General features: G+C 43.0%; 12 protein-coding genes. 6 read left to right on the top strand and 6 right to left on the bottom strand.

The annotated features are described in order from the left end of the window. Nucleotides 1–40 precede the first annotated feature (40 nt). Both AACU32_RS22110 and AACU32_RS22115 read right to left on the bottom strand, forming a co-directional pair. The gene (locus tag AACU32_RS22110) at nucleotides 41–226 is read right to left on the bottom strand and encodes a hypothetical protein (protein ID WP_096603271.1); all 186 of its coding nucleotides are present in this window, start codon (nucleotides 224–226) and stop codon (nucleotides 41–43) included. 148 nt (nucleotides 227–374) lie between these two features. Then, nucleotides 375–2,699 carry an eCIS core domain-containing protein gene (locus tag AACU32_RS22115; RefSeq protein WP_339378167.1) on the bottom strand — a complete coding sequence of 775 codons (2,325 nt, stop codon included), beginning with the start codon at nucleotides 2,697–2,699 and terminating at the stop codon, nucleotides 375–377. Nucleotides 2,700–3,185: 486 nt separating this feature from the next. On the opposite strand from AACU32_RS22115, the gene AACU32_RS22120 reads away from it, so the two are divergent. From AACU32_RS22120 to AACU32_RS22135, 4 genes are all read left to right on the top strand, one after another. After that, nucleotides 3,186–3,410, top strand: coding sequence for a hypothetical protein (locus tag AACU32_RS22120; RefSeq protein WP_096603274.1), 225 nt, complete (start codon nucleotides 3,186–3,188; stop codon nucleotides 3,408–3,410). A 166-nt stretch (nucleotides 3,411–3,576) separates the two neighbouring features. Continuing rightward, nucleotides 3,577–3,885 (top strand): type II toxin-antitoxin system HigB family toxin, encoded by a 309-nt coding sequence (locus AACU32_RS22125; RefSeq protein WP_096603275.1) that lies wholly within the window; start codon nucleotides 3,577–3,579, stop codon nucleotides 3,883–3,885. 98 nt (nucleotides 3,886–3,983) lie between these two features. Next, nucleotides 3,984–4,412 carry a helix-turn-helix domain-containing protein gene (locus tag AACU32_RS22130; protein WP_096603277.1) on the top strand — a complete coding sequence of 143 codons (429 nt, stop codon included), beginning with the start codon at nucleotides 3,984–3,986 and terminating at the stop codon, nucleotides 4,410–4,412. A 427-nt stretch (nucleotides 4,413–4,839) separates the two neighbouring features. Next, nucleotides 4,840–6,483 carry a DUF1565 domain-containing protein gene (locus AACU32_RS22135; protein ID WP_096603278.1) on the top strand — a complete coding sequence of 548 codons (1,644 nt, stop codon included), beginning with the start codon at nucleotides 4,840–4,842 and terminating at the stop codon, nucleotides 6,481–6,483. A gap of 230 nt (nucleotides 6,484–6,713) precedes the next feature. Here AACU32_RS22135 and AACU32_RS22140 read toward each other — a convergent pair whose 3' ends face one another. Further along, entirely contained in the window at nucleotides 6,714–7,064 is a 351-nt protein-coding gene (locus AACU32_RS22140) for a YkgJ family cysteine cluster protein (protein ID WP_096608118.1), read from the bottom strand. A 269-nt stretch (nucleotides 7,065–7,333) separates the two neighbouring features. Between AACU32_RS22140 and psb30 the strand changes: the two genes are divergently transcribed. Beyond that, a complete protein-coding gene (psb30, locus tag AACU32_RS22145) occupies nucleotides 7,334–7,456 on the top strand; it encodes a photosystem II reaction center protein Ycf12/Psb30 (protein ID WP_045872146.1) in 123 nt (40 codons plus the stop codon). 111 nt (nucleotides 7,457–7,567) lie between these two features. On the opposite strand, the gene AACU32_RS22150 is transcribed toward psb30, so the two are convergent. Together AACU32_RS22150 and AACU32_RS22155 are read right to left on the bottom strand one after the other, a co-directional pair. Beyond that, on the bottom strand, nucleotides 7,568–9,703 hold the full coding sequence (locus tag AACU32_RS22150; RefSeq protein WP_096603280.1) for a single-stranded-DNA-specific exonuclease RecJ: 2,136 nt from the start codon (nucleotides 9,701–9,703) through the stop codon (nucleotides 7,568–7,570). A gap of 170 nt (nucleotides 9,704–9,873) precedes the next feature. Beyond that, a complete protein-coding gene (locus tag AACU32_RS22155) occupies nucleotides 9,874–10,299 on the bottom strand; it encodes a hypothetical protein (protein WP_096603281.1) in 426 nt (141 codons plus the stop codon). Nucleotides 10,300–10,696: 397 nt separating this feature from the next. On the opposite strand from AACU32_RS22155, the gene AACU32_RS22160 reads away from it, so the two are divergent. Then, on the top strand, nucleotides 10,697–14,236 hold the full coding sequence (locus AACU32_RS22160) for a GAF domain-containing sensor histidine kinase (protein ID WP_096603283.1): 3,540 nt from the start codon (nucleotides 10,697–10,699) through the stop codon (nucleotides 14,234–14,236). 180 nt (nucleotides 14,237–14,416) lie between these two features. Here the strand turns inward: AACU32_RS22160 and pstB are convergent, their stop codons facing one another. Next, nucleotides 14,417–15,250 (bottom strand): phosphate ABC transporter ATP-binding protein PstB, encoded by an 834-nt coding sequence (gene pstB / locus AACU32_RS22165; protein ID WP_096603284.1) that lies wholly within the window; start codon nucleotides 15,248–15,250, stop codon nucleotides 14,417–14,419. Nucleotides 15,251–15,297: the final 47 nt, after the last annotated feature.

Genomic DNA, 15,297 nt, shown 5'->3' on the forward strand with positions numbered 1-15,297 from the left:
CTTGACATTCAAGACAGTCGCTACGGGCGATGAGATCGTACTACAAGAGGCGATCGCACTTGTTGAGGATGGTGCGTTCCCAGGATAGGGTTTGAGTGAGGTATGGAAGTTGTGGCAAGGAACGCACTCTACAAGATCGGCGATCGCACTGCAAAATGCCAGAGCGATCGCGATTCAACTCATTGGCTGAAGTTGTTTTAGTTGGGGTGGTTGATAGGGTTCTCATCCAGTTCTCCTGGTTTTAAGTTAAAACTTGGGCGATCGCTTGGGTGAGTTAAAGGATAGTTGCTTAGGGGTGTGATTTGTTGGGTTTCATGCTTCGACTCAACCTACGGTTGGGCGATCGCACCGCAAAATACTGATTCTACGCAGGCTTAAAGGTTGTAAATTTTTCCTTCAATGTCACAGATGATAATGTTTCGGTCTCTCGCATATTTCAGCACTATTTCCGGAAGAGGCAATACGTATTGAACAGGAACCTGAAGCACCTGTACTCCCTCTAGCACTTCGCCCTTGAGGTCGGCTGAGCGAATCGGGGCTTTCGGCGGGTACTTGACGTAGAGTTCCTGGAGATAGTCCAGCGCCTTAAGCTCATCATTTGCGAGTTGCCCCATTGGAAACTTACGGGAGATTATTTTCTCTCCTTTAATGTACAGATCGACGCGTGGATATCTTCCGCTTGGCGTACGCAGCTGAACTTCAGCATGCGCCCCTTTCGGAATTTTCAGCTTATTGAACAAACTGCCCGCTTCTTTAGGATCCGCGACTATGTCACCGAGTGGGCCTTCAAATCCCTCTTGAAAACCACCGAGGTGTTCAAGTTCCTCTTCGAGAGCCGTTAAGTCGCAAATTCTATGCGTACTCCATCGACAGATTTTTCCGTTTAGTTTTCTGCGATATATATGACTGCCTCCATCATGCTTAATTTCCATCTCGTATACAAAGCCCTCGTCAACGAGCGCCTTGTCAGTTACACCGCGAACCTCACCAGCTTCTACTGCCCTAACGACTTGTGGACCTTCAGTACGTGCGATCTCTTGTTCAACCGATGCCCGTATTTTGGTCGCCGCCTTCTCCGCTACTTTATCGAGCGTTTCAGCCGCTTCAGACGTCGCCTTACCTTCTCCGCCGCCCATGAGCTTGCCAATAACGAGATTTACGAGGATCTCTCGACCTGCGCTGCTAGCGATGTCCTTGAAACTTCGACCTTCGCCACTAAGATCCCGCAATCCTTCCTCACCCAGATCGTCGAGCACGACACCAGCAATCATTATGAGAGGACTAGGTGAGAAGGACAGGACAAAGCCACCGGCCTTGATCAATAAGGGAAAGAGCTGCGCGGCGAATTTCGCAGCCTCAGCAGTTTCGCGCATAACCTCACCAATGACGGTCTGTCTATTGAGGAGATCAACACTCCCGCTGTAATACCACAATGGGTAACCATCAAGATAGACCCAAACGATGCCTCCACTGTCAGATCCTGTCCCAAGGGTCTTGTAGATGTCAGCAATGTGGAAACGACCATAACGCTGACCAACCCTGAAAATAATATCACCGACCAGTCCCTGGTGAATTCGATGCTCATGTTGATACAGATCCTTCGTCCTAATTCGTTTTATCTCCTTGCTGTCATCCGTAAGACTCATATTTTGCGGCGTCCTGCCCGCAGCTTCTAGGTAACTATCGCGGTAGCGTGTGATCAGCGCATGAGTTAAATAATCCTTGATAGGTCCCCAATGATCCATCAATTCCATCACGGCCATCTCACGGGCGTTTACAGATCCCTCGAACTTGTCCAGACTTGTCTGCTCAAACATGGGACGTAGGTGTTTTTCGGACCCCATCCGTATGTATTCTGGTGCATCCGGATCGAGCGGATTGTGTCCACGCAAGAGATCAGTCAGCAGTATCGCAATCTCATCGACAATGTCTGACTCTGCTCCATCTTGCTCTTGCATTCTCATAAGAGATCTATCATCTTGAATTACAAAACTCGCACGCGCAATCGCCCAGTTTTGGAGTTTGTAGCCCGTAATTCGATCATCCGGGCCTTGCCCCGACGACCATCTCCGATCAGCCATATAGAGTGGATCATCTAACCCCGATCCTGTTTCCTGGCGTTGGACAAGAGTCGTTGATGTTGGTCTTAAAACCTGAGAAGCGCTAGACCAAGTGGCGGGTGGACTGCCGGACTGCTGGATAGCATGAGCCAATTCGTGAGCCAGCAACTGTCGTCCGGTGGTGCTTCCGGGTACGAACTGACTTGTGCCGAATACGATATTGTGCCCCACTGTGTAGGCATGAGCCTTCACGTCCCACGCCGATCGCTCGGCAGCCTCGCCGGAATGCACCCGCACCCGTGAAAAGTCATGGCCGAAACGCGGCTCCATAAAGGCACGAGTTGCTGCATCAAGAGGTTGTCCAGGTGAAGATAATGCTTGATGAACACTGTAGGGCGCTTCAGAAGATTCTTGGGTTGAAGCTGGTGCAGTTGTTTGATTGCCTGTAGCTTTCGTCTGAATGACATCCTCCGCTGCTACTTGAGGCGAAACTTGCCGTTGAACTAAAGGAGTGATTTGACTGGCGATTTCCCTTTGAATCATCCCCTCTTCTTCGTCTTCCAGTTCCATCTGGCGCTGAATCGCTGGTTCTGGCATCCGCATTACCTGGTCAGCAATGCGATCGGCTTCCAGTTCCAAGGGATCGTTACTAGCCCCAATCATGAGCTTCCGTTGTAAGCTAGCCTTATTCTTCGCACAACTGGTGCATTCTCCACCCGCGATCGTATGTTGCCCACAGGACTCACATTTCCGCTGCAAGATGCCTGAGTGACCGCGGTTCAACTCATTGGCTGAAGTTGTTTTAGTTGAGGTGGTTGATAGGGTTCTCATCCAGTTCTCCCGGTTTTAAGTTGAGGCTTGGGCGATCGCTCATGACCAGTTTCCGGTCGGAGATTGCCAACGAAACTCTGCCTCATTAATGGGACGTTCAATCTTGTCCAGTTCAGTACGGATACTGGCTAATACGAGAGGCATTGTTACAGAACTGCCTGCTTTAGCGGCTAAGAATGTGGCATTCAGGGCAATATTATGTATATTACCACCCGTTAGATTAAACCAGGCCAGATGCTCCTCATCTAGTTCATCGGTAGGAGTTTCGGCGCAAAGGCTCGTTAGCAGATCAGCTTGCGTTCTGCCAATCCAGGAAAGGGAAAGTCGATCAAAAACCGTAGCCGCCGCAGGAATGCCTCATCTAAAGCACAAGTCGAAGCCTTGAAAAACTACACTGGTTATGATCCAGAATTCGTCCATGTTGATAAAATTTATCGCACAAGAGAGAACCGAGCTTGGTCGCACTGGTTTCCGGTAAAAATTGCTTGGCAAGCGATCGCCCTAATTTACCACAGCTAAATCATCATTGACATTAAAACTATTTTCTGGGGTTTAGAGCCAAAAGTAAAAATACTCATAGGTTAGACAGTTGCGCCTAACTTCGCATTTTGCTAAGATTAGCCTAGTAATGGGTTAAGGAGATGTAAATAATGGCTATTTTTAGGTCAAGAGGAAAACCAAATAGATGCGAATCATCACTGAGAAAAGACTCAAACAAGCTTGTGAAAAGTACCCCGATGCTGAAGCTAGCATACGCGCTTGGAAAAAGCTTGTAAAAGAACAAGACTGGAATAGTTTTAACATCATCAAAACTACTTCCCTTTTTGCTCTAGATGGAGTTAAAAACTTCGTAATTTTTGATATTGGAGGTAATAAATATAGGTTAATAACCTGTATTAACTATAGGACTAAGGCTATATATATTCGTGAGTTCCTTACTCATACAGAATACGATAAAGATAAATGGAAAAATGATGAATGGTTTGATAGCTAGCTTGTAATTAGAGAAGCTATAAAACAAGTATAACTAGGGTTACTCAAGCTTTAATCTTAGTTATAAATGGCGAAATTGCAATATACTATAATGATAAAATGTTACACAAAAATACCTATACAGAATTGCTTACAAGTTTCCCCCCGCGCCCTATAAAATCTGAGGATGATTTTGAAAAAACTCAGGCAGTTATTGATAAATTGCTTGACAAAGGAGAATTGACAGAGGAAGAAGAAGACTATCTGAATTTACTAGGAATGGTAATTCATGAATATGAATCACAACAAGATTTAGTTCTAGATATTTACGGAGTAGACCTTCTCAAGGTTTTAATGGCTGAATTAAATCTTAAACAAAAAGATTTAGTTCCTATTTTTAAAACAGAATCGATTGTTTCTGATGTGCTAAAAGGTAAGCGGAAGTTGACAGTTGAGCATATTCAAAAACTTGCTGAGTTTTTTAAAGTTTCGCCTGCTGTATTCTTTCCTGTTAATTTCTCAGACAGAGACTTTTTGGAAGTGGCTTAGTCTACACAATCAAGCATTGACTACAAATAGATGCACGCTCACATCAAGAAACAAAATTATTGTCAAAAGAAAAGCCGCTAATATGCTCTGTTTAGCGGTTTTTTGTTTGCGCTTTCATACGGTGGTGGGTCGTAGATGCCTACTTTTGCTGCTGCTGTCTTGACTAGTCGCCAAGCTTGAACTTGGCTCGCTATCCTCAGAAAGCGGGAACTCTCTGTTGGGAAAGGGAACGCTTGAGAGCGATCGCTCTCAATTGACTTGTCTGCAACCGGACATATCAAAGCCAAGCAAATGTTCTGGTAAATTTTTGCGGAATGTATCCTAAAGCTCTGGAAGTCAATGTTGCGATTTGATTTATTTTTTAGCAATTGCTACCTAATTCAATGGTTAGCGCTAGTATATCTATGTCTTTTTTCGCAGTATAAATATGGCGCAAAATTTTTACGTAAATCCAGGGTCAGGCAATGATAGCAACGTTGGTAGCCAACAAGCTCCCTTTAAAACGATCGCCCAAGCCCTGAAGGTGGCTACTCCTGGTAGCAGAATTCAACTAGCAGACGGTAATTACAATGCTACTACCGGTGAAGTTTTTCCCTTAACCGTTCCATCTGGTGTAATAGTGGTGGGTAACGAAGCCAACAAAGGTAGCAGCGTTGTGATTGAAGGTAGCGGTAACTACCTCAGCCGGACATTTGCTGGACAAAATGTCACCTTTGTGATGCTGAATGGTGCGGAGCTTCGCGGAGTCACTGTCACAAATCCAGCTAGCCGTGGTTCTGCTGTTTGGGCTGAATCTAGTACACCAACTGTTGCCAATAGCACCTTCATTAATTCCAAGCGAGAAGGAGTTTTTGCCACTGGTGATGCCAATCCAGTAATCATCGGCAATATATTCTCTGAGAATGCTGCCAATGGTGTTTCCATAGCTAAAAATTCCAAAGGGGAAATTAAAGGTAATACCTTCGTCAAAACAGGTTATGGTATTGCCGTTAGTGATGCTGCCGCACCCACAATTGTAGATAACAAAATTTCTGAAAACCGCTCTGGCATTGTTGTCTCTGGCACTGCGCGTCCGATTCTGCGTAATAATATCAGTGAAAAAAATACTGATGATGGTCTGACAGTAATTGCCAGCGCCTTACCAGATTTGGGCAGTGCCAATAGTCCTGGGGGTAATATCCTACGCAACAACGGTAAGTTTGATTTGCAAAATGCTGGTAGCAACCAACTGATTTCTGTGGGAAATCAAATCGATCCCACTAAAATATCGGGCAAAATTGAGTTTGCTTCTACTCCAATACCCACACCAACCCCAACACCTACACCAACGCCCACACCAACGCCCACACCAACACCCACACCTACACCGACACCCACGCCCACACCTACACCAACACCGATACCTGTACCTGTACCAACGCCCACACCAACACCAACGCCCACGCCCACCCCGATACCGACACCCACCCCAACACCAACACCCACCCCAACATCCAGCGATTTAACAGACATTGCTAATCATTGGGCAGCTGCGTTTATTAGAGAATTAGTCAAACAAGGAATAGTTAGCGGTTTTCCCGATCGCACATTTAAACCTGATGCGACAATGACTAGGGCACAGTATGCTGCTTTACTTGTCAAAGCTTTCAACCCATCCCCAAACCGTGCGGCTATCAAATTCAAGGATGTAGCAGCAGATTTTTGGGCGGCTAAGGTAATTCAGCAAGCATATCAAGGTTTATTTATCGCTGGTTTTCCTGATGGTACTTTCCACCCCAACCAAAATATCCAGCGCGTGCAAGTTATAGTTTCTCTGGTAAATGGATTGGGATTATCTGGTAATACTACCACCGCTTTCAAATTTGATGACCAAGCGAAGATTCCTGACTATGCCAAGGATGAAGTCGCCAAAGCGATAGATAAGCAGATTATCGTTAATTACCCGAATCCCAAACAACTCAACCCTACCCGCGATGCTACACGCGCTGAGGTAGTGGCAATAGTTTATCAAGCTTTAGCAGATGCTGGTCGTGTAGCGGCGATTAACTCGCCTTATATCGTAGTTGGTTAATTTGTATACATAGCCGTTAAGTGAAACCTTCGGCTAGATTAACAAGGTCGTTAAGGGCGGGGAGACCCCGCCCCTACAAATGCATGTGTGGAATTATTTGAAAAATTTGGTATTTTTAACAACCTCAAATTTAAATATACTGACTCGGCAGGGTTAATTAATTCTTTGAGCTTAGGACTTCCTGTCAGCAGTCCGAGAGTATCAGTGTTTCGCCTTTCGAGGCGGACAAGTTAGATACCGACAGCTTTGTTAAAACGGATCAGTTCCAAGCTGCGATCGCCATATACTCCTTCTATCTGTTGGCGACAGCAGTCAATAGCAAAATCGTTGAGTTCCTCTGGCTCAATTCCATACATATCCTGAAATATATCTGTTTCTACGCGGCAGAAACGAGGACGATTGGGGTAAATGCGACATTCTCGCGTTTGATGGTCGAAATTAACGCACCATCCGCCTTCACCTACCATACTCAGGTAAAGTTCCAGTTCTGCGGGTGAAAGATACTCTTCTATCTCTGGACGATCTGCTGGGTCAAGATTACAGCAGGCTCCACATTGCTTTATACATTCCCAAGTTGCCATATTTGTCATTTGTCATTTGTCAGTTGTCATTTGTCAGTTGTCAATAGTCAAGGGTCATTTGTCTTCCTTGTCCTCCTTGTCCCCCTTGTCTTCCTTGTCCCCTCTGCTCCCTAATCCCTAGTCCCTCATCTTACATTTTTATGTCTTTTCTTATAATTTTGTTAAGTAAATTAAATCTAGCAGTCCATAGCCGGATATGATCGATCGCGGGTTTTGCAATTGAAGTTATTGAATTTTTTAAGACCAATCGGGAGGAAACAATGTTTGGATTGTTTGATGCTTTAGCCAATATTAATTGGGAAGTTATTTTTCAACTACTGTTTGTCGGTCTAATTGTCCTGGCTGGGCCTGCTGTAATTTTTGTCCTAGCATTTCGCAACGGCGACCTGTAAAAGTACTTATTTAATAAAGTTCAGAGCGGCGGAAGCCGCTGCTCTGAATTAGAGCTAAGTGAGTTGAAGCAGATTCTCAGATTTCCCAAATCAAACTTAATATTTGAAAATTTACGACTCATGATTCAGCACCGATAAAGCCATAAGTGCAGCTTGAATTATACAGTCATACTGTGGTTGACAAATATCAACTTCTTGAGCATTTTCACGGCTATTGCCCAGTAAACCAATTGTATGTCCTGGTTGCATAACTAAGACTTTGCCTTCAGCATTTTTAATTCTTAATTCTGGTAAGGAACCCTGTTGAAAGATACCACAGGTGTATCGGCGTTGTTTATACTCAAAGCTGGTGGTTAAGGGATGAGGTGAAGAGGAGAAAAATAGGTGAGACTGTGTTGTTAGCCGCAGGCCTATGAGTTCCATCTCGATGGTGGTATTACCATTAAAATGATTTTCTCGCAGTTTATAAGCAACATCGACTCGCGAAGGGAGGGGGTAGTAGTCGCGCCAACGCCAAGCGATCGCTTTAATTTTATACTGTTGATGATCGATAGTTTGGGCAAGGGTGAGTTTGATGTGACCTTTACCAACTATTTGTTGCTCAACTACTTGCACGTTAGGTGTCCAGAACACCGGATCGGGATTATCGATACCGCAGGGATGGAGAGCATTGATCTGTTGATAAAGTTGGTGATGAATTTCACTAAAATTGACTTGGGTATCAATTTTCAGTAGAGGTTTGAGATGTTGGGGTTGCAGACATTGGTTAGCAAACTCAATTAAACGCGATCGCACTGCTGATAAATTCTGTGCTGGTAAAGAATATCCCCCAGCGGCTTTGTGTCCACCATATTTATCTAACAAGTCGTGACAAGCCTGCAAAGCTTCAAACACATGAAATTCGGGGATTCCTCTGGCTGAACCGCGAATGTGTGTTTCATCCTCATAAGTGCCAATAAACACCGGCACACCGTAGCGTTCCACCAAACGGGAAGCGACAATCCCAATTACACCATGATGCCAGTTTGGTTGTACAACTATTAATACCCGGTCTTGCTGGAGTGATGTGATAAATTCAGTTTCCACATAAGCGATCGCTTCTTGTTCGATTTGCTCACACATTTCCTGGCGTTGCTGGTTCACACCTTCGCACTGCATTGCTCTTTCTATAGCTATTCCCATATCATCTGTGGTAAGCAAATCAATCACAATCTGCGGATCGCCAATTCTACCGATCGCATTAATTCTTGGCCCCAGCTTAAACCCGATATCCTCAGGCTTTAGGGATTTGGACGAAGATGACGCGGAGACTTTCTGACGCGGGGACGCGGTGAGATAATTTTCTCCGTGTCCCCGCGTCTCCGTATCCCCTTGTCCATCTCCCCTCGCCTGAACCCCAGCAATCTGAATCAACGCCTGTATTCCTGGTAAATGAGATTTGGGTAAGAGTTGTAAACCACGTTTTACCCAACGACGGTTGACACCGGTTAAGGGAGCTAAATCTGCGATCGTTCCCAGTGTAAATAGTGCTAACATTGGCTGGATTAAGCCCCTAGTCTCGCCTAACTGTTGTGCTAGAGACACCGCCAGGATATAGGCGACACCTACACCCGCAACACCGCGATAAGGTGAAGATTCGGCGATTAATTTGGGGTTGAGAATAGCGTTAGCGTTTGGTAATTGTTGGGGAATGTCGTGATGGTCGGTGACAATTACCTTTAATCCTAGTTCTCTGGCTCTAGCGATGGGTTCAACTGCGGAGATCCCATTATCGACAGTGAGAATTAACCCAACGCCTTCGCTGTGGAATTCTTCGACAATTCTTTTATTAATGCCATAACCATCGTGCATCCGGCTAGGGATAGCATAATCAACGTTAGCACCTAAAGCACGGAGACTGCGCAACAGTAAAGCAGTGCTAGTCATCCCATCAGCATCATAGTCACCGCAAATGGCAATTTTTTCTTCAGAAGCGATCGCATTTTGCAGTAACTCTACACTGATTGCCAAATCGGGGAATTCTTCTAAAGGCACAGGTAAAATTAAAGATTCTGGCTCTAAAAATGCTTGTGCTGCTTCTAAGCTTTCAATCCCCCGGTTAATTAACAATTGGCTGACAATCGGGGATATATTACTAGAAGCAGCTAGCTTTTGGGCAAATTCGGCTTTTTGCGGATAAATTTGCCAACGTTGATTCGGTAAGCGTCGGCGAGGTTTTGATGTTTCTGAGCGAGCAATGTCTAGCACAATAAAAGTTACGAGTGATCTCTAACTCATAACTCATAGCTTAAAGCGATCGCTTTTGCTAGTTTTTCACACCGATTTTATCAACGATCACATGTCACAGATTGTCGTCAAAAACGGGGAAACCCCGCCCCTACACAAATGACCAATGACCATTGACAAATGACAACAATTTAATAAACTTTTACATGACCATCACTGAGCATCTCAAGAGAGCGATCGCCAGGGTTACGTTTCCCCGGACGGAGTTCTACACGTAATGTCGCAAAGTCGGGTTTAGAGATAATTGCTTGTAGTGGTAATCCCATTTCATCCCAAAACATCAGAGAAATTCTTGGCTGTGTCTCATCACCCTGCATAAATTGCAATTCCTGTCCCGGTCGTAGGGGAAGGGGGTCTGTTCCTTGGAGTTGCTCTAGTTTCACCAACCCTAAGGTTCTATTTACTACTTCTAATCGGATAGATTGACCGGGAGTAAATTGAATCGGACGCGGGCCACACTTAGAGGCACAAGTTCCTGCTATTGTGGCACTATGGTGATTAGTTGATGTTATGAAAACGGTAGCGGCGGCTAAGAAGACTGGCAGTAATTTAGACATAACACCCAGTATAAGTACTTGAGTTAAATCCTACTCCAACAAAGTACTAACAAGCCTCAGCAGATTCTCCAGAATTTACACAAAACTTAAGCACACTTCATCAATTCTTGGCACGGCAAGATTTTGACGAAGGTATTGATAAATTACAGCAATTTTCTTTTATTTGCAGCAAATCTGTCGTCAGGGTTTAGCAATGCTCAAGCCTGCATAGGGTAGTCTATTTATCAAAAATTGTGAAGATATAAATCAATAAATGGGAAATATAGAAATAACCTCTCGCAAACAGATGGACACTGGAAAATTTTGCAGTGTTTCATCCTCAAGGATTTGACATTAGTCGCCTTAGAGAAGTGTGCTAGCAAACATCTGTTTAAGAACATTCCCATAACTAAGAGCAATGGAACTTAATTCAACTTCTACGGAAAATCAACTTCTATTGTCAAGCACTCACCTCCAAGAACAACTAGAGCAGCAAAAAGCCCTGGCCAATGTGATTGTAAGAATTCGGGAGTCTCTTGACTTAGCAACGATTTTTCAAACTACCGTCAAAGCCGTGCGGCAATTGTTGAATGCTGACCGAGTAGCAGTCTTCCAGTTTGACCATCAAAGAGACTGGGAAGGTGAATTTGTTTATGAGGAGGTTGCACCTAATTGGGACTCGGTAATCGCCGCAAAAGTTCACGACCACTGTTTTGGAGAACAATTTGCGGCTCAGTATCAACAAGGTAGAGTGCAAGCAGTTGCTGATATTTATGATGCCGGACTAAGTAATTGTCATGTAGAAATTTTAAGTAAATTTCAGATCCGCGCCAACCTTATTGTGCCGCTTTTGAGAGAGCAAGAAGTGTGGGGCTTGCTTTGTATTCATCAGTGCAGTGAAGCGCGTAACTGGAAAGAATCGGAAATAGAATTTATCCGCCAAATTGCTAACCATCTGACTGTAGCAATTCAACAAGCCAAGCATCTGCATCAAGCTAAACTACAAGCGAAAAAATTGACGCAAGCCGCTCAACGTGATCAAGTAATTGCTCAGATTGTTGATAAAATTCGTTCACCCTTGGATATTGAAAGCATTTTTGCGACGACGACTCATGAAATCCGCCAGCTGCTGCAAGCCGACCGAGTTGCAATCTTTCGCTTCAATCAAGATTGGACTGGTAGCTTTGTCGCTGAATCATTTGCTGAAGGCTGGAAATCTTTGATTGGTGTAGAACCTGCGATTAATGATACTTATTTACAGCAAAACCAAGGGGGACGCTACGTTGACAACGAAACATTTATTGCCAATGACATTTATCAAGCAGGATTATCAAACTGTCACGTCACCCTGTTAGAGCAATTTCAAGCCAAAGCCTTTGCTACAGCCCCGATTCTTCAAGGTGACAAACTCTGGGGAATTATTGCGGCTTATCAAAATTCTTCGCCCAGAGAATGGCAATCTTATGAAGTCGAATCACTTACCAAAATCGGCACACAAATTGGTGTAGCCTTGCGACACCATCAGTTGCTAGTACAAGCTCAATACCAAGCAGAGCAACAAAAAACTTTAACCAGCGTCATTACTCGCATTCGAGAGTCCTTAGATTTAGATACCATCTTCCAGACTACAGTCAAAGAAGTGCGGCAAATGCTGCAAGCAGACAGAGTAGCAGTCTTTTGTTTTGATTCTCAAAAAGATTGGGAAGGAGAATTTATTTCGGAAAACGTAGCACCTAATTGGGACTCGATTATCGCCACCAAGGTTTACAATAACTGTTTTGGAGAACAGTTTGCGGCTCATTATCGACAAGGACAAATCCAAGCAATTGCAGATATTTATGCCGCAGAATTAAGTGAATGTCATGTCGAGATTCTCGAAAAATTCCAAGTGCGGGCAAATCTGCTAGTTCCGCTACTAAAACGAGGTAATTTATGGGGTTTATTGTGTGTTCATCAATGCAGCAATCCTCGAACTTGGCAATCTACTGAAATTGAATTTGTTAGCCAAATTGCCGAAAACTTAGAAGTTGCTTTACAACACAACGAACTTTTAGTTGAAGCACGATATCAAGCAGAGCAACAAAAGACATTAACTAGTGTTATTGCCCGGATTCGTGAGTCTTTAGATTTAGAAAGAATCTTTCAAACTTCTGTGACTGAAGTAAGACAACTATTAAAAGCCAGCCGAGTCGGGGTTTTCCGTTTTGATCCTCAACAAGACTGGGAAGGAGAATTTATCTATGAAGATATAGCTTCCGGTTGGACTTCTGGAATCAAAGAAAAAGTTTACGATCACTGTTTTAGTGAACAATTTGCACCGCTTTACGCCCAAGGCCGAGTCAATACAATTGCTGATATTTATCAAGGAACGCTTCCAGCCTGTTATATTCAAATTCTTGAAAGATTTCAAGTTCGTGCCAATATGGTCGCGCCTTTATTAAATCAAGGTGAACTTTGGGGATTACTTTGTATTCATCAATGCGATGCTCCTCGTCATTGGCAAACTTCAGAAATTGAATTTGTTACGCAAATAGCTGAGCAATTAGGAGTTGCATTAAAACAGGATTCTTATTTAAAGAAATTTCAAAATCAGGCTGTTCAATTAGCAGAAGCTACAGAGCGAGATAAAGCAATGGAACGGCAAAAATTGCTAGCTGCTACTATTGATAAAATCCGCCAATCACTCGACATTCAAACTATTTTTAAAACCACAACTCAAGCTGTGCTTGAGTTGCTCGAAGTTGAGCGGATTGCTATCTATCGCTTCAACTCAGATTGGAGCGGTAAATTTGTGGCAGATTCCTTTAAAGATGGTTGGAAACCTTTGGTAAAAGCTCAACCAATGCTGATAGAAACCTTTGCAGGTACAGACGACGATAACGATTTACCGCGCAATGAAACTTTTGTTCCTATTCGACAAGGTGAGCAATTATGGGGATTATTAGTAGCTTATCAAAATTCCCAACCACGCTATTGGAAGGACGAAGAAATTAATTTACTTGCTCAAGTAGGTGTGCAATTAGGAATTGCTATTCAGCAAGGAGAATTACTCGAACAAACCAAGCGTCAAACTTTAGAACTTACTCAAGCTCTGCAAGAATTAAAACAAACTCAGTCCCGATTAATTCAGGGTGAAAAAATGGCTGGATTAGGACAACTAATTGCTGGAGTTGCCCATGAAATAAACAATCCTGTCAGTTTTATTAAAGGCAATATCATACATTTGCATGAATATACTCAAGAATTGCTGAATGTCATCAAAATTTATCAGAAAAATGACTCATTGTCCCCAGATATACAAAACAAAATTAATCAAAAAGAGTTGAAATTTATTATTGAAGATTTACCCAAAACTATTGAATCTATGAATATAGGAGCAGAGCGGATTCACCAGATTGTACTATCATTGCGAAACTTCTCACGTACAGATGAGTCTGGATTGAAATTAGTAGATATTCATGAAGGATTGAATAGTACTTTACTGATCTTAGGGCATCGATTTAAAAACAATAGAGAGCGTCAATCTATTAAAATTATTAAAGAATATGGTAATTTACCTTTAGTCGAATGCTATCCTGCACAACTAAATCAGGTGCTGATGAATATTCTGAGTAACAGCATTGATGCATTAGATGATAAGTATCAAACCATCCAACACAAGTATTTGCAATTATCAAAACCTTGTCCAGAAATTCCTTTGACTATTTGGATTAATACGCAGACATTAAATAACCAAATTTTAATTAGGATAGCAGATAATGGTCTGGGGATGCCAGAAGAAGTGCGATCGCACATTTTTGACCCCTTCTTTACCACCAAAGACGTAGGTAAAGGTACAGGATTAGGGTTATCTATTAGCTATCAAATCATAGTAGAAAAACATCACGGTCAAATTCGATGTTCTTCTAAACCAGGAGAGGGAACAGAGTTTATGATTGAAATTCCGATTAAATCCTGACAAAAGGGTTAATGAATTTATTGCGCAAAGCGGTAGGGGTTTAGCAATGCTCGCTAAACCCCTACTTCTCATTGTTTTTTGAAGGAGTTTAATACCTTCGCTGTTGGCGATGGAAGAATTTCTTTACCACTAACTACTGACTACTGACAAAAAGACACAAAACATCTTTTGAAAATTGCTTCAACCGAAGCGTCCACTAATGTACTCTTCAGCTTCTTTAGTCTTAGGAGAAGAGAAGATTTCCTTTGTCGGACTAAACTCGACTAATTTACCCCGACGTTTACCATATCCGTCAATTTCGGTATTGAAAAAAGCCGTCCAATCTGCAACCCGCGAAGCTTGTTGCATGTTGTGCGTCACCATAATAATGGTGTATTGCTCGTTGAGTTCTAAGCAGAGTTCTTCCACTTGACGGGTAGAAATGGGGTCAAGTGCAGAGCATGGTTCATCCATTAATAATACATCTGGTTTCATAGCGATCGCTCTGGCTATGCATAGCCTTTGCTGTTGTCCACCAGATAAGGCCGTACCCTTGTGTTTGAGTTTATCTTTGACTTCATCCCAAATGGCGGCGCGTCTTAAGGAATCTTCGACTAATTCATCGAGGTTTCCTTTATAACCGTTAGAACGCGGACCAAAGGCAATATTTTCGTAGATTGATTTCGGAAATGGGTTTGGTCTTTGAAAAACCATACCCACTTGCCTACGTAATTTTACTGAATTAACTTTGGGATCGTAAATATTGCGATCGCGATAATGCAACCTCCCCTCTACCTTCGCTCCAGTAATTAAATCATTCATGCGGTTGAAGCAACGTAGTAAAGTACTTTTACCACATCCTGAAGGCCCAATAAAAGCTGTAATTTGTTTTTCAGGAATTTTGATGTATACATCTAGAAGTGCCAAAAATCCACCATAGTAAACTTTAAGACCCTCAACATCAAATACTGCATTATTTTCTTGGTTAAGCGTGCCATGATTATTCAATTGACTTCTACGATTATTGAAAGTCATCTTACCTAGCTCCTAATATCAATGAATGCCTAGAAAACTTATTAACT

The sequence above is a fragment of the Calothrix sp. NIES-2100 genome (genome assembly GCF_963875285.1).
GTDB lineage: Bacteria > Cyanobacteriota > Cyanobacteriia > Cyanobacteriales > Nostocaceae > Aulosira.